Raw genomic sequence first — 20,551 nt, 5'->3', positions numbered from 1 at the left:
CTATGTTAAAATAATAGAGAGGTGAGAGTATGGCTGTCATTACAAAAATAGAAGTGCAAAAACGATCGAAAGAACGGTTTAATATTTATATTGATAAAGGTCAAGGTGAAGAGTACGGGTTTAGTGTGAATGAAGTAATCTTAATAAAACACGGATTACAAAAGGGCTTAGAAATTGATGAAATAGCGTTAGGAAATATTTTGTACAATGAAGAGGTACAAAAAGCATATTTACAAGCAGTCTCCTATTTATCCTATCAAATGAGAACGAAACAAGAAATAGAAGATTTTTTACGAAAAAAAGAAGTGGGACAGGCCATCATCTCTGAAGTCGTTTCGAAATTATTACATGACCGATATATTAATGATAAAGAGTACGCTGTTTTATATACGAGAACGCAAAGTAATGTGAATCGAAAAGGTCCCACTGTTATTAAAAGAGAGTTGTTAAATAAAGGTGTTCAGGATCTAATTATTACGCATAGTTTACAAGAATATCCGAAGGAAAAGCAAATTGAGAATGCTTTAATTCTTATAGAAAAGAAGAAAAGGTCTTATCAAAAGCATTCCTTTTTACAAATGAAGCTAAAGTTAGACGAAATGCTCGTTCGTAAAGGATATTCTAGAGATGTGATTCAAATTTGTTTAGAAGGATTGAAAGACGAAAAAGATGACGAGCAGCAACAAGAAGCGTTACACTATCATGGGAATAAATATTATGAGAAATATAAGAAGTATGATGGATGGACATTCGAAAATAAGATGAAACAAGCGTTATATCGCAAAGGATTCTCTATTGATGAGATAGAGATATATTTGCAGATGAAACGCGAAGAGGGATGAGGGGAATAAGATGAATATGCCAAAGCGCTACAGTGAGATGACACCACATGAGCTAAGGGAAGAAATTGGGGTTTTGAAAGAGCAAGCAATAAAGGCAGAGCAGCTTGGAATTGTAAATGAGTTCGATGTATTAATGAGAAAGATGGCAATGGCTCGCGCTTATATGACGGACATAAATAAATTCCATATTGGTGAGACATATGAATTAGTAGAAGAACCTGGTATATTATTTAAAATTACGTATTTCAATGGGGTATTTGCTTGGGGACATAAGCAAAATGATAATGAAGAGATTGGAATACCGATTTCCTTACTGCAAGAAAAATAAAAACCAGAGAGCGAATATCTCTCTGGTTTTCATCTTTGGTAGGCGTTACAGGAGATAGGAGATTCTAAAATTGGCGTTTTTTACATTCATTCGCCAGTATAATGAGAGACTGGGTTTGTTGCGTCTGTCCGTTAACTTGCGCTTTAGCATGTTTCGGACGAGTCCACGTATGGTTAAATAATTCAGAACGACTATCTAAGCGATCACGGTAGCTCATCTTTATCACCTCGTGTAGGAAGTTAATTTAATTTGTACTACTCTTCCTGCTGATTTGCAGCACGCATACGTTCTTGTGGGTGCGTGTTAATTGTGCCGTTAGGTCGTTTCGAAGCGAAGCGTGATTTCGCTTTCGGTTGACCGTCGATTTTGCTGTTGTTTTTTGACTCAGACCAAAATTCGGCTTGTTTACCCATTGCGAACGCCCTCCTCATCATCAGTTGATACCTATTTAAGAAGTATCACTTATAGAATGTGCAAAATAGAAGAAACTATCCTTTAGAAATTAAGGGAATAAATAGGTAAAAGGAGAATAGAACATGAATGATATTCACGAAACATTAACAAAAGAATTATTAGACAAAAATGACAAACTTTCTTACGCACAAGCTCGTGCGTGGGTTGAATTATTGTGGGAAGATTTTCAAACAACTTATGCTAAATCAGGTCGTTATCAAGGTGATGAAATGACTGAACAAGTGGTACGAACATGGATTAATAATCATGGAGGTCGCCTTCATGAAATGCGTACAAATAATCCGAAATATAGTCATTTAATCAATCAAGAAGATCATTTGAAACATTAAAAAAAGCGACTTAAGTCGCTTTTTTTAATGTGGAAGTAACTCCAGCTTTTTTCGAAGTTTTTCTTCACTAAAAATCCATCCTGTATAGGAACTAATAATATTTAAATTATGATCGAGTTGAACGATTGCAACGAATGGATAATAGTCTTTACTGCGATATCGCAAATCAATGAATCGAACTTCGTAATAATGATCATAATCGAAAACGTCCCAGCGATATACAGGGGAAAAAGATAGAAATGCTGAGATGTTTTCATCTTGTTTCGCTGCGCGCATAATAGCGTTATCTGGGAACGGTACCCGGTCGAATTTATCATAGACCATGATGTTACCACGATGCCATCTAGCAACGTAGTAATAATCAGTTGTAACGATTGCTAAATGATAATGATAAAATCTGTAAGAAGGGGAAATGATTATCTTCTCAACGTTATTGAAACGTTTATATACGACGCTACGTATGTTTCGATGCATCATAATCCGTCCGATATAGTAAACGATCATCAATATATATGCTGCTAAGGCAGTATAACCTTTATGGGAACCGACGAGCATACATGCAATAGCGAGTAGATGAATAAAGAAAATGACGGTATCGAATGTATTAATGATACCGAGCGCTACCCATTTTTTTGTGAAGGGTCGTAATGCCTGTGTACCGTAGGCATTAAAAATATCTACAAAGACATGAAGAAAGACGGCAATAAATGACCAAAGTAGTAGGTGCAAATATGGGGCGTCTAAAAAGAAGGCGAAAGAGATGCCACTTATAAGGAATGACCAAAGAATCACTGCAGGAATGGAATGAGTAATCCCGCGATGGTTTCTTATATATTTAGCGTTATTACGCAATTTTAAAACTGTATCGATGTCAGGAATATTGGAACCGGCAATTGTAGCAAGCATAACTGCTTGTGGTCCAATATCACTTTGTGCTATGGCTGGATCTAACGTTGCCAAACTGCCTAGAGTAACGCCCATAACAAGGTGAGTGGCTGTGTCCATAGAAATACACCTCCGTTTTTTTATTAATGTAACTCTTTTTATTCGATACCTCAAGTCCTTTGCCTTCTATTTCCTATGTCATCTTACTTAAATTTTTTCCTAAAATCTTTATAATAGTACTTATATGCAAAAAAATGAGGGGGATCAAGTTTGACACTTGAAATATTAAATAATTTTAACATAGAGCAGTTTCAAAATGATTTAATTGGTTGGTTTGAAAAAGAGCAACGCGACTTACCGTGGCGTAAAAATAAAGATCCATACCGCGTCTGGGTTTCAGAAATTATGTTGCAGCAAACAAGGGTAGAAGCTGTAAAACCATATTACGCGAATTTTATGGGGAAGTTTCCTACTCTAGAAGCTTTGGCAAATGCAGATGATGAAGAAGTGTTAAAAGCGTGGGAAGGTTTAGGGTATTATTCTAGAGCACGAAATTTACATGCGGCCGTAAAAGAAGTAAAAGAAGTATACGGCGGGATTGTACCGAATGATGTAAAGAAGATCGAAAAATTAAAAGGAGTCGGACCCTATACAAAAGGTGCTATTTTAAGTATCGCATATGGTATACCAGAGCCGGCAGTTGACGGAAATGTTATGCGTGTATTATCCCGTATTTTATCAGTATGGGATGACATTGCAAAACCGAAAACTAGAAAAGTGTTTGAAGAGATTGTACGTGAAATTATTTCGGCTGAAAACCCATCTTATTTTAATCAAGGTTTGATGGAATTAGGTGCACTGATTTGTATTCCCAAAAATCCAGCATGCTTACTTTGTCCAGTACGTGAGCATTGCCGAGGATACGCTGAAGGTGTTCAAAAGGAGTTACCAGTAAAAAGTAAAGCGAAGGCTCCGACAATGGTACCGATCGTTGCAGGGGTACTTCAAACGGAAGATGGTCGTTACGTCATTAATAAACGTCCAAGTACCGGGTTATTAGCTAACATGTGGGAGTTTCCAAATGCTGAACTTGGCGAAGGGATTCGGAACCAGAAAGAGCAGCTTACAGATTATATGAAAGAAAAATTTGAGCTCTCGATTTCTATTGAAGAATACGCAATGAATGTGCAACATACGTTTACACATCGTACTTGGGATATATTTGTGTTTTACGGAAAAGTAACCGGTGATATTGTTGAAACAGATACATTGAAATTTGTATCGAAAGAAGCATTTGAGCAGTTACCTTTCTCGAAATCGCATCGTACGATTTATGAGAATTGCGTTGAGAAAATTACGATGCAATAAGTAAAAAAGTGTTCCCTAGATTGGGAACACTTTTTTAATCATAAGAAATTCTTGTCCCATGAGTCCAATTAGCTTCACCTTCTTGTAAGCCACCTCTTGATTCAATTTCTATTACAATTTCTTTGTAAATACTTTGACCCTCTGCATTTAAATAAGGCAAAATCTGTTGTAATGAATGATGAAAATAAGCTAATTCATCTTCTTTCCATTCACTTTTTGAAACCATCGTTAGTTCAGTCATATCGCGTCCTATATACATATTTCCACCTCCATTTTCTATAGTTTGAATGGGTGATGAGAGATATATACAAAATTTTTTCAAAAGAAAATGACGGATAGCTTCTAAAGGAATTGGTTACATTATTGGTTGTGGAGGTGAGAAAGATGAGTAAAAAACAACAAGGTTATAACAAAGCAACTTCTGGTGCTAGCATTCAAAGTACAAATGCTAGTTATGGTACAGAGTTTGCGACTGAAACAAATGTACAAGCAGTAAAACAAGCAAACGCACAATCAGAAGCAAAGAAAGCGCAAGCTTCTGGTGCACAAAGTGCAAACGCTAGTTATGGTACAGAATTTGCAACTGAAACAGATGTGCATGCTGTACAAAAACAAAATGCACAATCAGCTGCAAAACAATCACAATCTTCTAGTTCAAATCAGTAATGAAAGAAAAACACTTCTCTAACTCAAGAGAAGTGTTTTCTTTGTGCTTGGGCCATGGTAATGAAAAGAAAGTGAACGACATAACTTCTAATAAGTCAACAAATGTAGTCAAAGGAGAAGGAAGTTAAAGATTAGAAATATGTAATGAGGAATAATAACTGATAAATAAGTCCAAAAGGGGGTAAGTAATGAACGATTTTGATAAGTTGGTAGGAGAGCAATTGGAAACGATGGATGAGTTGTTAAAGTTACAAGCGCATCTAGAGAAGTATCAGCAAATTGAAATGAGCGAAAAGGATACGTGCGATAAAAAGGAATTACATTTTATCCGCCAAGAAATATATAGAACAGAATTAGCGTTAAAACTGTTACATGAGAAATTTGAAGAGCAAACAAATAGTGTGATTCAATCTTTTGAAACTGAAAAAATGATTTCGAATTTAGGATAAGACATATTGTTACCTTTCGGTGAAAGGCCCTTCTTTAGAGAGAAATAAGGAAGGGCTTTTTCTATTCTCACTTCCTCGTGTCTAAATAATGTAGCGAAGGATCTAGCACCTAAGAAGCTTAGAGATATGGTATACAGTGTGAAAAAACAGAGTCTTGTCGCTTTAGTTTTAAAATTTCGACAAAAAAGTTATAATAGAAAAAAAGTGGATGCAGTTCAAAGGGCATTTGCAGTTGAAAGAAGGGAGCATATATGGGATTTCCCAAAGAAGGAGAAAGAGTACAAATACATAGTTATAAACATAATGGCTCCATTCATAGAATGTGGGAAGAGACAACAATTTTAAAAGGGACACAGAGTCTTGTGATCGGGGCAAATGATCGTACAGTAGTGACAGAATCAGATGGCCGAACATGGATTACTCGTGAACCAGCAATTTGTTATTTTCATGCAAACTATTGGTTTAATGTGATTGGGATGCTAAGGGAAGAGGGAGTATATTATTATTGTAATTTAGGCTCACCTTTTGCATATGATTCTGAGGCATTGAAGTACATTGATTATGATTTAGATATTAAAGTGTATCCAGATATGACATATACGCTTTTAGATGAAGATGAGTATGAAAAGCATAGTCAAATTATGCAATACCCACCTGTTATTGATACGATTTTAAAACGAAATGTAGCACAATTAACGCAATGGATTCATCAGAGAAAAGGGCCATTCGCGCCTGATTTCGTAGATATGTGGTATGAAAGATATTTAATGTACAGAAATTAAAACGAACCTGCAGGGGATTTCCCAGCAGGTTTGTCCTATTAGAGGGGGGATTATGTGCAGGGTATAAAAAGATATTTGCAATTTGTTAAACCATATCGATGGCTTATTGCGATTACGATTATGATTGGTCTAGTTAAATTCGGCATCCCGCTTATTATGCCGTGGTTATTAAAATATATTATCGATGATGTAATTCAAGGCGGAGGGTCACTTCAAGATAAAACATCCCAATTAGTAACAGCTGTTGGGATTGCCTTTTTTATTTTTGCAGTACTAAGACCGCCGATTGAATATTATCGTCAATATTTCGCGCAGCGTATCGCGAACACAATACTATATGATTTACGAAAACATATTTTTGGTCATTTGCAAAAGTTGAGTTTACGCTATTATTCGAATACAAAAACAGGAGAGATTATTTCACGTGTCATTCATGATGTAGAACAAACGAAGGATTTTGTAATTACTGGTTTGATGAATGTTTGGTTAGATACGGCAACAATTGCCATTGCTATTATTGTTATGTTTTCTATGAATGTAAAATTAACATTTGTTGCGCTATTAATTTTACCTATTTATGTAGTGGCAGTGAAATATTTTTTCGGACGCCTTCGGAAATTGACGAAAGAGCGCTCACAAGCTTTAGCAACGATGCAAGGGTATTTACATGAACGTATTCAAGGGATGCAAGTGACACGTAGCTTTGCGTTAGAAGAGTATGAGGGTAGGCAGTTTGAAAAAAGAAATAATGAGTTTTTGACGAAAGCGTTAACACATACGAGTTGGACGGCGAGAACATTTTCGGCAGTGAATACGTTAACAGATTTAGGACCGTTACTTGTGATCGGTTTTGCAGCGTACGAAGTGATTCAGGGGCAATTAACATTGGGGACTATGGTTGCCTTTGTTGGATATATGGATAGTTTGTATAGTCCGCTGCGCCGACTTGTTAATTCTTCTACGACATTAACGCAGTCTTTCGCATCGATGGATCGAGTGTTTGAATTGTTAGATGAGAAATACGATATTGTGAATGTGCCAAGTGCGGTACAAACGAAAAAATTAAATGGTGAAGTGATATTTGATAATGTATCTTTTCGTTACAATTCAGATGAAAAAGAGATATTACATAACCTTTCATTAACTATGTTTCCAGGAGAAAAGGTAGCACTTGTAGGAGCAAGTGGGGGAGGGAAGTCATCTCTTGCTAGTTTAATCCCGCGTTTCTATGATGTTTCTTCAGGCGCAGTTTATGTAGATGGGATAGATGTTAGAAAGTATGATATGAGAAATTTACGTAGTCATATTGGAATTGTACTGCAAGATAATTTGTTATTTAGTGATACAATCGGGGCAAATATTTTATATGGAAATCCGAAAGCTACAGAGGAAGAAGTGATTGCAGCTGCCAAAGCTGCGCAAATTCATGATTTTATTATAGAGTTACCTGATGGTTATGATACTGTCGTTGGGGAACGCGGTGTGAAGTTATCTGGTGGGCAAAGGCAACGTGTAGCGATTGCACGAGTGTTTCTAAAGAATCCATCGTTACTTATATTAGATGAAGCGACATCAGCTTTAGATTTAGAAAATGAACGGTATATTCAAGAGGCGCTTCAGACGTTAGCTGCTGATCGAACGACGATCATAATCGCACATCGATTGGCGACGATTACGCATGTGGATACGATTATTTATATTGAAGATGGTGAAATTAAAGAAACAGGTTCTCATGAAGAGTTAATGAAAAAAAGAGGGTTTTATTACAATTTATATCAACTTCAACATATAACAGAAACAGCTCCTTTAGCGTAAAAGGAGCTGTTTTCTTTATTCGTCTTCTTTTTTATCTTCGATTTGGAGTTCTGCTTCTGGTTTATGGTATGTGTAGAAGCTATCCACAAGTAAATCTAAGTGCTCTACTTCTTCACTATAGTTAATAATGGCAGAAATTAGAGGGAAGAGGTGTAGCCATGTTTTATACGCTTCCTCATCGTCTTTGTTTTGATAATCCATAAAGATATCAATTAATTCTTGTTTACCTATTTCAACTTCATCAAGCATTTCAACGGATTGTTGTTTTTTTGCTTTGCCAATAAATTTTAATAGCACTTGTTCATGATAATGCGTTAATGAATCAAGTTCGTTTTGGATAGATTCCTGAAATTCTTCTGGCATATAGCGCAGTTCATTTTCAGTACGATGTAATGATTTTAGCGTACTTAAAGCACGGCTTGTCGTCGCTAACATTTGTCTGAATAAAACGAGCTTACGAATTTTTGCGAACTGTACTTTTTTCGTGTAGCTTCTTTCTTCTTTATACAGCAAATAGTAATGGTTTAGTTTGATCATTTTTTCTTTCATACGATCAATATCAGTTTTTAGCGTTGTAAAATCAGAAGCTTGCCTGCTATTCATTCGAATCCACTTTACAATTTCTTCTGTATTATCAACGATACGATGATACAATTTTGTTTCGTATTTTGGCGGCATAAACACTAAATTTACAAGTGAAGCCGCAATAATTCCAATCATAATCGTCGCAAAGCGAAGTAAGGCAAAACTGAAGAAATCTTCGCCTTGATACTCCATAATGGCGATAACTGTTACTAAAGCAATTGATATTGTGTTTTCTAATCGTAATTGTAACGTAAGCGCAATTACTAATATACATGTTAATCCAATAATAAAAGGATTATGTCCAAAAGCAGTAGCAAATACGATAGCGAATACCGCGCCAATGACGTTTGCTTGAATTTGCTCAAGAGCAGTTAAATACGAGCGGTATACAGACGGTTGAACAGCGAATATAGCTGAGATTCCCGCAAATACCGGACTCGGTAATTGAAGTAAAATACAAGCAAATAAAGCTAATGTGATGGCAATACCCGTTTTTAAAATGCGAGCACCAAGTTTCATACCCTTAATAAGATCCTTTCTCTTGTCATAATGAATGTACAACATGATACTATACATTCATTACAATATGTTAGCAAGTGATATTTTAGTGACGTTAATAAGAAATTAAGATTCATTTATACTTTTTCCTAATTCTTTTTAAACATCAATTTTTAGTAAAAAAACCTGCTGAATTTCAGCAGGTTTCAAATTGTTACTATAGATTACTATGAGAAGTGTACTTCGTCAATTTATTCTTGAAAATGAAAGTTAGGTATATCACTCTGTTGAGATAGATGGATCAGCCTGCTCTTTTTTCGGGATAATTTCAAAAAACTGTTGCTGCATATCATCGAGTAACGGTGTTAATAAAGCAACTTCCTCGTATTGCTCATGCTCATTTAATACACGAATATAATCTAGCAATAACTCAGTCACATCTTGCACACCATTTTTACTAATTGGTTGTAATGTAACATTTGCTCCTTTTGCGATTCTTCTTTTTAAAGCCTGTTCAGTTAAACCTAAGCTTGAATCATGACGTAAATATACAACACCGCCAGTCATACCAGCACAAATCCATGGACCAGGATCCCCTAAAACAAGCGCTCGCCCATTTGTCATATATTCAAAAGCGAAACCTTTAATATTAGAGTATGCCCCTATATTCCCTTGCTCTCTTTCACGGAGTGGCTTTGTCATACGCCCTCCAATTATCATGTCTGCTCCAGAGAGGCGGATACCAGCGCGAGCATCAGCATTGCCTTGAACGTATAGCGATCCTTTTTGTGCACCGTATCCAAAACCTTTTCCGACAGAACCGTTATAATATATGCCGTCTTTTCCTTTTGCTTTCGTTATATAAATACCACCACCAAAGGAGGTTTTACCAATGCCATCTTGTGCACCGCCATTTACGTGTATAAATAAGTTCTCGCTATTGTAAGCACCTAATCCATTTCCGGGAATAGAACCATTCGTATACTTTAATGTAAGTGGTTCAAGCTTCGTGTCTTCATATAATTTACTACGAACGCGATAGCAAGATTCTAGACCACCCATAACGCGTTGCTCTACGCCAACGCCTACTAATTCTTTCGAATGAGGGGAATGAACTGTTTCAAATTGTTTTTCCGGTACGTATTCTGTTTGTGTAACAGATGGATGTTCTATCGTTTGTAGTAAATTACATAAGTCTAATGAATTTTCGCCTCGAACTTGTTCTAATAAATCGGAACGTCCGACAATTTCTTGTAAATTTGTATAACCAAGATTTCCTGTTAATCGTTTTAGTTCTACACCAAAAGTGGTGAATAAATGTAATAATCCAGCAACGGCGCTTTCTAATTCGCGTGGGACGAAGCGGCGTAATCCATGTTCTTTCGCCTGAGCTTCAGACTCAATTTGTGTTGCAATTCCAACGTGACAAGTATCTAGATGACATCCGCGACAAGTTGTACAGCCGATTGCAATCATGGATAATGTACCAAATCCAATACGGTTTGCCCCAAGAAGCATGATTTTCAAGGCGTCATTCACACTTCGAATACCACCGTCTGCCCAAATTTCTACCTTGTGTCTCATATTTGCTTCTAATAAAGCATTGTGAGCGGCTTTCACACCGATTTCTACAGGAAGGCCTACATGTTGCAATGCGTGAATACGTGCAGCTCCTGTACCGCCATCAAATCCGCTAATGTTAATAAAATCAGCGCCAGCTTTTGCGATACCGACAGCAATTGTTCCAATGTTAGGGACAACAGGAACTTTTACAGCTACTTTCGCAAGTTGATTGGCGGTTTTAATTTCTGTAATCATTTGAGCTAAATCTTCAATGGAATAAATATCATGGTTGTTAGAAGGTGAAATTAAATCTGAGCCAATTGTAGCGTTACGTGCTTCAGCGATTTTTGCTGTTACTTTTGAACCTGGTAAATGTCCACCTTCACCAGGCTTTGCGCCTTGACCAATTTTTATTTCAATTAAGTTTGATGAATTTAGTAGTTCGGCGTTTACACCAAATCGCCCAGATGCAACTTGTTGTCCGCGTGTATGTGGATACTTTCCGATCATGTCTTTAATTTCGCCGCCCTCACCGTTCAAACTGATCATATTTAGCTGGTCAGCTGCTTCTGCATACGAACGAAAGGCAACTTCATTTTGAGAACCGAATGACATGGAACTAATAATAAATGGTAAATCATGATTTTGAATGCGGATCGACACTTCTTCAGCCGGAACGATATGTTTTGTTTCTTTCATTTGAACTAGGTGTCTAATTGCAATTGGGTTATTTTCTTCTAATTCACTTAACTTGTCACGGTAATCATCATAAGAGTTTCCTTTTGCGACATCGCCGATTGCTTTCCAAATTCGCGGGAATATATGAAAAGATTTTCGCATTCTAACTTTAGGATCGTTGTAATCATCTGCGCGCATTTGTGCATCTTCAGCAAGTGAAGCAAGCGAAAAGGCTAAATTATTTGAACCGAAGAAATTCGTAATTTGTAATATATTTGCGATTTCCTCATGTAATCCGATAGAAGAATAGAGGCGACCGTAACCGCGTAATTCATGAATTCCAATTGTTGAAATGACTTTTTCCAGCCCTTTATTAAGAGCGTGATATAAATTCGTAATGGGTGTTTTTGTCCCATCATTTACGGTTGCAAATAATAAATATGGATTAATACTATCTGCTCCTAATCCATACAGTGTGACGATATCATGTAAGGAGCGAAGGGCACCAGAACGTATAACGAGAGAGCAGTTTCGGCGTAATTTATTTTCGCTTAATACTTGATGTACTTTAGCGGTAATTAAATGCGGATCAATCCATAACCGTTCATTTAGATGAGCGTCGGCATCGTCTATTAATAGTAGGGAAGCTCCATCGTTCACGGCCTTTATCGCTGCAGAACTAATTCGATTTAAGGCGCATTGTAAAGTTTCTGCCGGACTGAATGTAGCAGAGATTGTAGCGATAGAGCTATGAGTATTGAATAGCTGTATAAGTTGTTCGTACGTAATTGTTTGTAATTCCTCTGTAATAGATTGTGCTACACTTCCTTCTAAAATAACGGGGGAAAGCATTTCAACTACAAATGGTTGTTTAGCACCGCTTAATAAACTTGGGCGTTCTCCAAGTATCGTTCGTGTGGAGAAGTGTTCGACCTCTCGATCGCGATCGATTGCTGGATTTGTAACGACAGCTACACTTTCCTTAATGAAGTCAGCGATATTTCGTCTATCAGTATCGAGTGCGGCAAGTGGTGAGTCATGCCCCAGTGAGCGAATTGGCTCAACGCCTTTTGTTGCCATCTGTTCAAGAAGTTGAATATGCTCTCGATCCCATCCAAAAGCAACATATTGCTTCGTCTCAACTTGCATAGAATCACATAGTCCCGAGGTTTCTTTCGTTTCAGGGATGGATAAGTTTAAATGATAACCTTTAGTATCCACTCGTTTTTTAAAACGGTTATATACTTGAGTTTGGTAGTCATCGTATTCGTAGAGTACAAGCTCATCTTGTTCATTCCACTTTAGGCCGACTTTTTCTCCAGGAGCGAGTGGTTTCGGTTCTGCTACATATTCAGTTGGTGATACAACTCCAGGTTCAGAAGAGAAAATATAAGAGCTTTCTGTTTCAACTTTCCATACCGGTCGTAGTCCAAGGGAATCAACGCTGAAAACAGCTTCATCTTTATAACGTGAAATAATACCAGCTGGACCTTGCGCAAAATGGCCCCAAGCTTCACGTATATACGTATATAAATCTTGTAAATGTGGTTCATAAAGTTTAATTTCATTAATAATTGGTGGGAATAGTATGTCCATTGCTTCAAATAAACTGTAGTCGTATTGAACAAGTAGAGTTTCTAAGGTGCGGTTTAAATCTTGGGAGTCACTGCCCCCAGCAGTAAGTGGAACATGGATCATTTCAGCTTGATCGCGTAATTTTGCAATTGTGTTAATTTCACCATTATGTCCGAGAACGCTAAATGGTTGTACACGAAAAAAATTAGATAATGTATTAGTAGAATAGCGATTATGTCCAAGTGTCATAGTTGAAGCGATAAGTGGGTGTTGTAAATCATTGTAATAGGCAACAAGTGTATCCCCAGCACCTAGAACTTTATATACAACATGGTCACGACTTAAAGAAGCAACATGAATCGCTTCGTTTTCCTCTATTTTAATCGTTACTGAAAATAATGTTTGCTCAATATGTTTAACTTTATTTTCCGCGATAAGAGCAACTTGCCAAAATAAAGGTTCTTCCTGTTTACCAAGTGGACCGAGTGCATCGGAATTTGTTACGTCGTCACTTTCGAAAATCATAGTGAAATTTTCGTTATTTAATTGCGTACGAATATGATTCTTTAAATTAACTATATTTGCATTTTTGTTTAGAAAAAAATGTCCAACGATAAAGTGGGGATGATCCACGATCGTTGGATTATATCCGCTACTTTTTAGTTTTTCATTCCAAAGTGCTTTTGGGACATCAATGTGAATGCCGATTCCATCTCCTTCACCATTAATGAAGCCAGCCCGATGATTCATTTTGACTAGTGATTGTATACAAAGGTCAATGTTTTCTTTTGTAGGAATTTTTTGTTTCTCCATAACGGAAACGATTCCACACGCATCGTGTTCTGCATTTTTATAACCTCGAAATAAAGACGGTGTCCATGTATTTGTTTTATTGAGCATCCGTCAATCCCCCCTCTTATTGAAGTTTGAATAATCTTACTATTTAAGGCGTGAGCAGCCTTGTATACAAGGATAGTAAGGATATAAAAGAAAATTAAACAGATAATTATGAATAATTATACTATTAATGAGGGATTTATGAAATAGAAAAAAGGAAAAAAGAAAGATGTGCTTTCTTTTTTCCTTGTAATGACGGGATTATTTATTCTCCGCTAAAGCAGCAAATGCTCTGCCTACAGCTTCGATTGTATATTCAATATCTTCTTTTGTATGTTCTGTCGTTAAGAACCATGCCTCATATTTCGAAGGTGCTAAGTTAACGCCTTCTTGCAGCATAAGCTTGAAGAATTTACCGAACATTTCACCGTCTGTATCTTGTGCTGCATCGTAATCTTCAATTGTATTTGTTGTGAAGTATACAGTTAAAGCACCTTTTAGTCGGTTTAATGTAATATCGATATTATGTTTTGTAGCTTGCTCTAAAATTCCCTTTTCAAGCATCGCACCAAGTTCATCTAATTTCTCATAAAGCCCTTCTTGTTGAAGAACTTCTAGACAAGCGATACCAGATGCCATAGAAGCAGGATTTCCTGCCATTGTACCAGCTTGATATGCAGGTCCAAGCGGGGCAACTTGTTCCATAATTTCTTTCTTACCACCGTAAGCACCGATCGGAAGTCCGCCGCCAATAACTTTACCAAGCGCTGTTAAGTCTGGTGTTACGCCAAGTAAGTCTTGAGCACCACCGTACATGAAGCGGAACGCAGTAATAACTTCATCATAAATTACTAGTGCGCCAGCTTCGTGAACAAGTTCATTCACTTTCTCAAGGAAGCCAGGTTTTGGCTCTACAATCCCGAAGTTTCCAACAATCGGTTCTACAAGGATAGCTGCTACTTCATGTCCCCATTTATCTAATGCTTCTTTTAAAGTTTCTACATTATTAAATGGAACGGTAATAACTTCTTGAGCGATACTTTGTGGTACACCGGCTGAGTCAGGAGTTCCTAGCGTAGAAGGGCCTGATCCAGCTGCTACAAGTACTAAATCAGAATGACCGTGGTAACAACCAGCGAATTTCATAATTTTTGTGCGGCCTGTGTAAGCACGAGCAACACGAATTGTTGTCATTACTGATTCAGTACCAGAGTTTACGAAGCGGACTTTATCTAATGCAGGCATTGCTTCTTTTAACATTTTTGCAAATTTTACTTCTAGCGCTGTTGGTGTTCCGTAAAGTACACCATTTTCAGCAGCTGTTGTAATTGCTTTTGTAATGTGCGGGTGAGCATGTCCAGTAATAATAGGACCGTATGCTGCTAAATAATCGATATATTTATTTCCGTCTACATCCCAGAAATAAGCACCTTTTCCACGTTCCATAGCAACAGGAGCGCCACCGCCAACGGCTTTAAAAGAACGAGAAGGACTATTAACGCCGCCAACAATATGTTCTAAAGCTTCTTTATGTAATGCTTCTGATTTTGTGAATTTCACTACAATTCATCTCCTTACAAAAATCTATGTATTATTCTAACATGTTTTTCGAAAAGACGTATTGTTTGTGATAGAGAAGGCAGTTGGGTAAACTATTCGTTGTGACATTTAGGAAGGGGGTCCGGTTATGAAATCGGTAATTGAGGTACAAGGGTTACGTAAAGAGTTTACAGCCTATTCAAGTCGTCCAGGTTTAAAGGGTGCATTTCGCGATTTATTAAATCGTAATTATAAAATAGTACCAGCAGTAAATGACGTATCTTTTACTGTGAAACAAGGTGAAATGGTTGGGTATATTGGTGAGAATGGTGCCGGTAAATCAACGACAATTAAAATGCTTACGGGGATTTTGACTCCGACATCAGGAGAGATTTTAGTAAATGGGATGAACCCACATAAGCAGAGAGAAGAATTTGTAAGAACAATTGGTGTTGTTTTCGGTCAACGCTCGCAACTTTGGTGGGATATTGCTGTACAAGAATCGTTTCGTTTATTAAAAAAGGTGTACGGTGTATCAGACGCTCAGTATAAAGAGCATATGGAGCACGTAATTGAAACGTTAGATATTGGTCCTTTATTAGATAAGCCAGTTCGAAAGTTATCTCTAGGTCAAAGAATGCGTTGTGAATTAGCCGCAGCATTAATTCATAATCCGCCATTATTATTTTTAGATGAACCTACAATTGGGTTAGATGTTCTTGTGAAATTGAAAATACGTGAATTTTTAAAAGAAATGAATGAACGCTATAAAACAACAATTTTATTAACAACCCATGATATTACTGATATTGAAGCTTTATGTGAGCGCGTTATCATGCTGGATGAAGGAAATATTATGTATGACGGTTCTTTAAATAATCTTCGTACGCAGTGGGGAGCAGAGAAGGAAATACATTTTCAATTTATTGCACCAGTTTCCTATCAGGCTTTATCAATGGTTATGCCAGATAGTCATGTCGTTTGGTCGAAAGCAAAAGAGGAAAACGCGTGGGTTGCAAAAATACCGAATGAAGAAGTTATCATTTCAATGCTTATTTCTAAAGTAGTACAAGCATTTCAAATTAAAGATTTAAAAATTAACGAAGTGTCTACAGAGGAAATCATTCGTAACATTTATGAAGAAGGTATTAAACATGGGTAAGTATATTGAAATGATCCGGATTCGCTTTTTAATGATGCTTGCGTATCGTACAAACTATTATAGCGGGATTTTAATTTATACAATTAATATCGGTGCGTATTATTTTTTATGGCAAGCAATTTATAGCGGAAAAGAGAATATTGAAAGTTTATCTATTTCGCAAATGACTACGTATATCGCAATTGCGTGGATGGCACGTGCCTTTTATTTTAATAATATAGACAGGGAAATTGCGATGGAGATTCAAGAAGGACGTGTAGCGGTAGAACTGATTCGTCCATATAACTATTTAGGGATGAAAGTAATGCAAGGTCTCGGTGAAGGAATATTTCGTTTTGCCTTCTTTTCCATTCCAGGTATGGTTATCGTTACCTTATTATTTTCATTGCAAATCACAACGAATTTTCAAACGTGGTTATATTTCTTCTTATCTTTAATATTTAGTTTTATTATTAATACACAAATTAATTTAATGACGGGAATGCTCACGTTCTTCCTATTTAACAATAGTGGAATTATGTATGCAAAACGTGTTGTTATTGATTTGTTCTCAGGTCTATTATTACCAATTAGTTTTTATCCGTTATGGGCTCAGAAGGCGATGGTGTTTTTACCGTTTCAGGCCATTAGTTATATTCCGAGTATGATTTTTTCAGAAGGTATACAAGGAAGTAAATTGTATGAGGCATTATTATTCCAAGTAATTTGGGCAATTGTACTTATTATTCCAATTGTACTCATGTGGAGAACGGCGAGAAAACGTCTAATTGTACAGGGGGGATGATGAGATGATATATATAAACCTATTTTTGCAATATGCAAGTCAATATATAAAAACAAAATTGGAGTATCGGGGCGATTTTATCGTTGGATTACTTTCTGATTTATCACTGCAGGCTGTTAATTTAATCTTTATTCTCGTTGTGTTTGGGCATACGCAAGCATTAAAAGGCTGGAGTAGAGAAGAAGTTATCTTTATTTATGGTTTCTTTTTAGTGCCGTTTGCCATTTTCTCAGCTTTCTTTAACATATGGGACTTTAATGATCGTTACATTATTAAAGGAGAAATGGATCGTATATTAACGAGACCGATTCATAGTTTGTTCCAAATTATATTAGAAAGAATGGAGCTTGAATCTTTAATTGGAGCGATTACAGGAATAATTGTAATGGGCTACGCAGCGGTGGAGTTGCAATTATCTTTTTACTGGTACGATTTCTTCTTATTCTTACTGATGGTAGGAGGGGGCGCCCTTGTATACGGAGGGATATTTGTTACGCTTGCAAGCCTTGGTTTTTGGTCGGATGCGAAAAGTTCAATTATGCCGCTAATGTATAACATAGGTAACTATGGTCGCTATCCTGTTAACATTTATAACCGTGTGATTCGTTTCATTTTAACGTTTGTTTTACCATTTGCGTTTGTCGGAGTGTATCCAGCGGCATACTTTTTAAGAAAAACAGAGTGGAATAGCTATGCATTTGCAACACCATTCGTTGGGGTTATCTGTTTTACGATTGCAATTACTCTTTGGAATCAAGGGGTAAAAAGGTACCGTGGTGCTGGGAATTAATTATAGAAGCTTGTTTGTTTCTAAGGGATAAATCCAATAGCTGTCTCATACATATAAAATGAGGTGGAGGACATGTTATGGGGATTTATTCTATTAATTGTAGCAATTGCTATTTTGAGAAGTGTCCAATTGTTATGGAGTTCATATTCAGATTCTAGGCGTTTCTTTTCGCTTTATAATTTAGCCTCCTTATTTTTAATTTATACAACGGTATTGATTGCGTTTGGGTTAAGTTATGTTGTATTAGAAGAAATGGGCTTTGCAGTTTTGAAAGAAGATGGAGAAAGCTTGCATGCCCAATCTTTTCAACTTGTAGAAATTTGCTTATATTTTAGCGCAGTTACTTTATTGTCCGTTGGGTATGGTGATATAGCTCCGATTGGAATAGGGAGATGGATTGCAATTGCAGAAGCGCTAATTGGATATACATTACCGTTTGCTTTTGTCATGAGGTCTGTAATAGACAATGAAAAATAAGATAGCATTTGATATAGTAAAAGAAAAGAGTAGGAGTGATAACAATGATCACAGTAGGAGAAATGGCTCCAGAATTTACATTAGAGGGAAGTAACGGGGAACAAGTTCGCTTAGCTGATTTTCGTGATAAAAATGTAGTTCTATATTTTTATCCGAAAGATATGACTCCAGGGTGTACAACTGAAGCTTGTGATTTTCGAGATGCATATGGATTATTCCAAGAAAAAGATACAGTTATTCTTGGTGTAAGCCCTGATTCAGCGAACAGACATCTGAAATTTATTGAGAAGCATGAACTTCCATTTGTGCTTTTAGTAGATGAAGATCATAAGGTAGCAGAATTGTACGATGTTTGGAAATTGAAAAAGAACTTTGGGAAAGAGTACATGGGAATCGAGCGTTCTACATTCCTTATTAATAAAGACGGTGAGCTTGTAAAAGAATGGCGTAAAGTGAAAGTGAAAGGACATATTGAGGATGTTCTTTCTTATATAAAATAAATTCACTGCGGAGATAAAATATATAGAAGTAAGGCAAGTGTCTATACATATTTTATCGTCTTACATAAAGTGAAGTGTAGGGCATACCTCCTCAGATGATAGTATTCCAAGTGCGATTATGTCGCACTTTTTTTCTATGTAAATGTATAGAAAATGGGGAAAGATATATAAGAATAGGGCTATATACAAAAATAAACCACATACTTATAGTAGAAATATTGACGATTTATAAGAAAAGGAGTACACTCTTTATAAGAATTATAAAATAATAATCCGTATAGAATCGGGGTGCATGACGGTGGTCAAAGAAGAATTAAAAGAAGCGCTAGAAATGCTGAAAAATACGGGTGTACGCATTACTCCACAGCGTCATGCTATTTTAGAGTACCTTGTGGAATCTATGACGCACCCAACAGCGGATGACATTTATAAAGCATTAGAAGGTAAGTTTCCAAATATGAGTGTTGCAACTGTTTATAATAACTTACGTGTATTTAAAGAGGTTGGACTTGTAAAGGAATTAACTTATGGAGACGCTTCAAGTAGATTTGATTATGTTACAAGTCAACATTATCATGTGATTTGCGAAAAATGTGGTAAGATTGTTGATTTTCCTTATGGAGGTTTGGAACAGCTTGAAGAGGAAGCTGCGAAAACGACAGGCTTCGTTATTAATAGTCATCGCTTAGAAATTTATGGCGTTTGTCCAGAGTGTCATAAGGCGTAATATATAATAAAGAAAGAGGCTGACGGCTTTACGTCAGCCTCTTTCTTTATTGTATATGGGAATCGCGTTAGGTTCAGGAGGGTTTACAATGTTCAGTGAAGAATCTAATTTAATTAAGGATAAATACAAAAGGTGATTTCTTGGTTAAGAAATCACCTTTTACTGTTTAGTTTTGTAAGGCTACATTGTACCCGTATATACCTATGATTTATAGCTCTTCTTATTATATTTCTCATCAAATTCTTTTCCTTCTAGATTTCGATCCATTGTTAAAGGTTGGTTGCAATGCATACATGCGTCGACACGACCGAGCATTTTTGTTGGCTTATCGCAGCTTGGACAAATAATTTGTACAGTTTTAGTAGATAACATGCCAATCCAAAAGTAAACGACAGTACTAGCGATAACAGCTAAGAAGCCAACCATCATAAATGTTGTCATAATAATAATGTTTTCACGGAAAAAGACTCCTAAGTATGCAATGAAGAGGCCGATAAATACTAAACTTAATGCAAAGGTCCGGATTTTATTGATTTTGTTTGAATACTTAATGCTCATTCTCACCACTCCCCTATAATAATAATATAACATAAAATTTAGAATTTTCACTCGTTCGTAAATGTGATAAACCAATAAGATAGGAGATATGGAGTATGATGAAGAATGAAGGGAGGTTATAATGGTTTTTGGAACATGGTTTTAAGATTTTAACGGGATGTGAAATTTTTTTATAAAAAGTATTGACCCTGTATGTACTGCATGATATATTAATAACCGTCGCTGATGCGGAAACGCAGAAAACGACAAAAAAGAAATTGAAAAACTTAGTTGACATCGAAAAACGAAGATGTTAACATAAGGAAGTCGCAAATGAGCGACCAAGTAGTTCTTTGAAAAC

The 20,551-nt window shown here is 36.5% G+C and carries 22 protein-coding genes; 14 read left to right on the top strand and 8 right to left on the bottom strand.

Annotation, left to right across the window (positions count from 1 at the left end):
- Positions 1-29: 29 nt before the first annotated feature.
- Positions 30-842, top strand: a complete 813-nt coding sequence (gene recX / locus FOT98_RS24165) for a recombination regulator RecX (RefSeq protein ID WP_063263172.1) — start codon at positions 30-32, stop codon at positions 840-842.
- Positions 843-852: 10 nt separating this feature from the next.
- Positions 853-1,170 (top strand): YfhH family protein, encoded by a 318-nt coding sequence (locus FOT98_RS24160; protein ID WP_063263171.1) that lies wholly within the window; start codon positions 853-855, stop codon positions 1,168-1,170.
- 64 nt (positions 1,171-1,234) lie between these two features.
- Here FOT98_RS24160 and FOT98_RS24155 read toward each other — a convergent pair whose 3' ends face one another.
- Positions 1,235-1,387 carry a YpzG family protein gene (locus tag FOT98_RS24155; protein WP_000122093.1) on the bottom strand — a complete coding sequence of 51 codons (153 nt, stop codon included), beginning with the start codon at positions 1,385-1,387 and terminating at the stop codon, positions 1,235-1,237.
- 37 nt (positions 1,388-1,424) lie between these two features.
- Positions 1,425-1,583 (bottom strand): small, acid-soluble spore protein K, encoded by a 159-nt coding sequence (locus FOT98_RS24150; RefSeq protein WP_000517891.1) that lies wholly within the window; start codon positions 1,581-1,583, stop codon positions 1,425-1,427.
- Between the two features lie 123 nt (positions 1,584-1,706).
- Here FOT98_RS24150 and FOT98_RS24145 point away from each other — a divergent pair, with 123 nt between their 5' ends.
- A complete protein-coding gene (locus FOT98_RS24145; RefSeq protein ID WP_000997857.1) occupies positions 1,707-1,973 on the top strand; it encodes a YfhJ family protein in 267 nt (88 codons plus the stop codon).
- A 24-nt stretch (positions 1,974-1,997) separates the two neighbouring features.
- On the opposite strand, the gene FOT98_RS24140 is transcribed toward FOT98_RS24145, so the two are convergent.
- The gene (locus FOT98_RS24140) at positions 1,998-2,978 is read right to left on the bottom strand and encodes a metal-dependent hydrolase (RefSeq protein WP_061676747.1); all 981 of its coding nucleotides are present in this window, start codon (positions 2,976-2,978) and stop codon (positions 1,998-2,000) included.
- Between the two features lie 150 nt (positions 2,979-3,128).
- Between FOT98_RS24140 and mutY the strand changes: the two genes are divergently transcribed.
- A complete protein-coding gene (gene mutY / locus FOT98_RS24135; RefSeq protein ID WP_063263170.1) occupies positions 3,129-4,226 on the top strand; it encodes an A/G-specific adenine glycosylase in 1,098 nt (365 codons plus the stop codon).
- A 34-nt stretch (positions 4,227-4,260) separates the two neighbouring features.
- On the opposite strand, the gene FOT98_RS24130 is transcribed toward mutY, so the two are convergent.
- Entirely contained in the window at positions 4,261-4,485 is a 225-nt protein-coding gene (locus FOT98_RS24130) for a hypothetical protein (protein WP_063263169.1), read from the bottom strand.
- Between the two features lie 125 nt (positions 4,486-4,610).
- Between FOT98_RS24130 and FOT98_RS24125 the strand changes: the two genes are divergently transcribed.
- The 4 genes from FOT98_RS24125 to FOT98_RS24110 all read left to right on the top strand — a co-directional run bounded on the left by FOT98_RS24125 (position 4,611) and on the right by FOT98_RS24110 (position 7,938).
- A complete protein-coding gene (locus tag FOT98_RS24125; protein ID WP_063263168.1) occupies positions 4,611-4,892 on the top strand; it encodes a gamma-type small acid-soluble spore protein in 282 nt (93 codons plus the stop codon).
- Between the two features lie 188 nt (positions 4,893-5,080).
- The gene (locus FOT98_RS24120) at positions 5,081-5,341 is read left to right on the top strand and encodes a YgaB family protein (RefSeq protein WP_000997582.1); all 261 of its coding nucleotides are present in this window, start codon (positions 5,081-5,083) and stop codon (positions 5,339-5,341) included.
- Between the two features lie 251 nt (positions 5,342-5,592).
- Entirely contained in the window at positions 5,593-6,123 is a 531-nt protein-coding gene (gene ntdP / locus FOT98_RS24115; RefSeq protein WP_061676751.1) for a nucleoside tri-diphosphate phosphatase, read from the top strand.
- Between the two features lie 54 nt (positions 6,124-6,177).
- The gene (locus FOT98_RS24110) at positions 6,178-7,938 is read left to right on the top strand and encodes an ABC transporter ATP-binding protein (protein ID WP_063263167.1); all 1,761 of its coding nucleotides are present in this window, start codon (positions 6,178-6,180) and stop codon (positions 7,936-7,938) included.
- Between the two features lie 15 nt (positions 7,939-7,953).
- Here FOT98_RS24110 and FOT98_RS24105 read toward each other — a convergent pair whose 3' ends face one another.
- The 3 genes from FOT98_RS24105 to hemL form a co-directional block, all read right to left on the bottom strand.
- Positions 7,954-9,042, bottom strand: coding sequence for an aromatic acid exporter family protein (locus tag FOT98_RS24105; protein ID WP_063263166.1), 1,089 nt, complete (start codon positions 9,040-9,042; stop codon positions 7,954-7,956).
- Between the two features lie 258 nt (positions 9,043-9,300).
- The gene (locus FOT98_RS24100; protein ID WP_063263165.1) at positions 9,301-13,737 is read right to left on the bottom strand and encodes a glutamate synthase-related protein; all 4,437 of its coding nucleotides are present in this window, start codon (positions 13,735-13,737) and stop codon (positions 9,301-9,303) included.
- A 198-nt stretch (positions 13,738-13,935) separates the two neighbouring features.
- A complete protein-coding gene (gene hemL / locus FOT98_RS24095; protein ID WP_061676755.1) occupies positions 13,936-15,234 on the bottom strand; it encodes a glutamate-1-semialdehyde-2,1-aminomutase in 1,299 nt (432 codons plus the stop codon).
- Positions 15,235-15,361: 127 nt separating this feature from the next.
- On the opposite strand from hemL, the gene FOT98_RS24090 reads away from it, so the two are divergent.
- From FOT98_RS24090 to perR, 6 genes are all read left to right on the top strand, one after another.
- Positions 15,362-16,375, top strand: a complete 1,014-nt coding sequence (locus tag FOT98_RS24090; RefSeq protein WP_000843649.1) for an ABC transporter ATP-binding protein — start codon at positions 15,362-15,364, stop codon at positions 16,373-16,375.
- Positions 16,368-17,159: an ABC transporter permease gene (locus FOT98_RS24085; RefSeq protein ID WP_000521523.1), complete on the top strand. Its 792-nt coding sequence runs from the start codon at positions 16,368-16,370 to the stop codon at positions 17,157-17,159. The genes FOT98_RS24090 and FOT98_RS24085 overlap by 8 nt, the downstream gene beginning before the upstream one ends.
- Before the next feature lie 4 nt (positions 17,160-17,163).
- A complete protein-coding gene (locus FOT98_RS24080; RefSeq protein WP_061676757.1) occupies positions 17,164-17,949 on the top strand; it encodes an ABC transporter permease in 786 nt (261 codons plus the stop codon).
- A 72-nt stretch (positions 17,950-18,021) separates the two neighbouring features.
- Complete coding sequence (locus FOT98_RS24075; protein WP_061676758.1) at positions 18,022-18,426, top strand: potassium channel family protein; 405 nt, start codon at positions 18,022-18,024, stop codon at positions 18,424-18,426.
- 44 nt (positions 18,427-18,470) lie between these two features.
- Positions 18,471-18,926 carry a thioredoxin-dependent thiol peroxidase gene (bcp, locus tag FOT98_RS24070; RefSeq protein ID WP_063263164.1) on the top strand — a complete coding sequence of 152 codons (456 nt, stop codon included), beginning with the start codon at positions 18,471-18,473 and terminating at the stop codon, positions 18,924-18,926.
- Between the two features lie 298 nt (positions 18,927-19,224).
- Positions 19,225-19,653 carry a peroxide-responsive transcriptional repressor PerR gene (perR, locus tag FOT98_RS24065; protein WP_000237831.1) on the top strand — a complete coding sequence of 143 codons (429 nt, stop codon included), beginning with the start codon at positions 19,225-19,227 and terminating at the stop codon, positions 19,651-19,653.
- 201 nt (positions 19,654-19,854) lie between these two features.
- Here perR and FOT98_RS24060 read toward each other — a convergent pair whose 3' ends face one another.
- Entirely contained in the window at positions 19,855-20,211 is a 357-nt protein-coding gene (locus tag FOT98_RS24060; protein ID WP_000025063.1) for a YgzB family protein, read from the bottom strand.
- Positions 20,212-20,551: the final 340 nt, after the last annotated feature.

The sequence above is a fragment of the Bacillus sp. HY001 genome (assembly GCF_007558965.1).
Taxonomy (GTDB): domain Bacteria; phylum Bacillota; class Bacilli; order Bacillales; family Bacillaceae_G; genus Bacillus_A; species Bacillus_A mobilis.
This window is presented reverse-complemented; position numbering and strand designations above follow the sequence as displayed.

What these genes read in the sequence shown, in the direction of transcription:
- recX (WP_063263172.1), top strand. Translation starts at nt 30, where the DNA reads ATGGCTGTCATTACAAAAATAGAAGTGCAAAAACGATCGAAAGAACGG.
- FOT98_RS24160 (WP_063263171.1), top strand. Translation starts at nt 853, where the DNA reads ATGAATATGCCAAAGCGCTACAGTGAGATGACACCACATGAGCTAAGG.
- FOT98_RS24155 (WP_000122093.1), bottom strand. Translation starts at nt 1,387, where the DNA reads ATGAGCTACCGTGATCGCTTAGATAGTCGTTCTGAATTATTTAACCAT.
- FOT98_RS24150 (WP_000517891.1), bottom strand. Translation starts at nt 1,583, where the DNA reads ATGGGTAAACAAGCCGAATTTTGGTCTGAGTCAAAAAACAACAGCAAA.
- FOT98_RS24145 (WP_000997857.1), top strand. Translation starts at nt 1,707, where the DNA reads ATGAATGATATTCACGAAACATTAACAAAAGAATTATTAGACAAAAAT.
- FOT98_RS24140 (WP_061676747.1), bottom strand. Translation starts at nt 2,978, where the DNA reads ATGGACACAGCCACTCACCTTGTTATGGGCGTTACTCTAGGCAGTTTG.
- FOT98_RS24130 (WP_063263169.1), bottom strand. Translation starts at nt 4,485, where the DNA reads ATGTATATAGGACGCGATATGACTGAACTAACGATGGTTTCAAAAAGT.
- FOT98_RS24125 (WP_063263168.1), top strand. Translation starts at nt 4,611, where the DNA reads ATGAGTAAAAAACAACAAGGTTATAACAAAGCAACTTCTGGTGCTAGC.
- FOT98_RS24120 (WP_000997582.1), top strand. Translation starts at nt 5,081, where the DNA reads ATGAACGATTTTGATAAGTTGGTAGGAGAGCAATTGGAAACGATGGAT.
- ntdP (WP_061676751.1), top strand. Translation starts at nt 5,593, where the DNA reads ATGGGATTTCCCAAAGAAGGAGAAAGAGTACAAATACATAGTTATAAA.
- FOT98_RS24105 (WP_063263166.1), bottom strand. Translation starts at nt 9,042, where the DNA reads ATGAAACTTGGTGCTCGCATTTTAAAAACGGGTATTGCCATCACATTA.
- FOT98_RS24100 (WP_063263165.1), bottom strand. Translation starts at nt 13,737, where the DNA reads ATGCTCAATAAAACAAATACATGGACACCGTCTTTATTTCGAGGTTAT.
- FOT98_RS24090 (WP_000843649.1), top strand. Translation starts at nt 15,362, where the DNA reads ATGAAATCGGTAATTGAGGTACAAGGGTTACGTAAAGAGTTTACAGCC.
- FOT98_RS24085 (WP_000521523.1), top strand. Translation starts at nt 16,368, where the DNA reads ATGGGTAAGTATATTGAAATGATCCGGATTCGCTTTTTAATGATGCTT.
- FOT98_RS24080 (WP_061676757.1), top strand. Translation starts at nt 17,164, where the DNA reads ATGATATATATAAACCTATTTTTGCAATATGCAAGTCAATATATAAAA.
- FOT98_RS24075 (WP_061676758.1), top strand. Translation starts at nt 18,022, where the DNA reads ATGTTATGGGGATTTATTCTATTAATTGTAGCAATTGCTATTTTGAGA.
- bcp (WP_063263164.1), top strand. Translation starts at nt 18,471, where the DNA reads ATGATCACAGTAGGAGAAATGGCTCCAGAATTTACATTAGAGGGAAGT.
- FOT98_RS24060 (WP_000025063.1), bottom strand. Translation starts at nt 20,211, where the DNA reads ATGAGCATTAAGTATTCAAACAAAATCAATAAAATCCGGACCTTTGCA.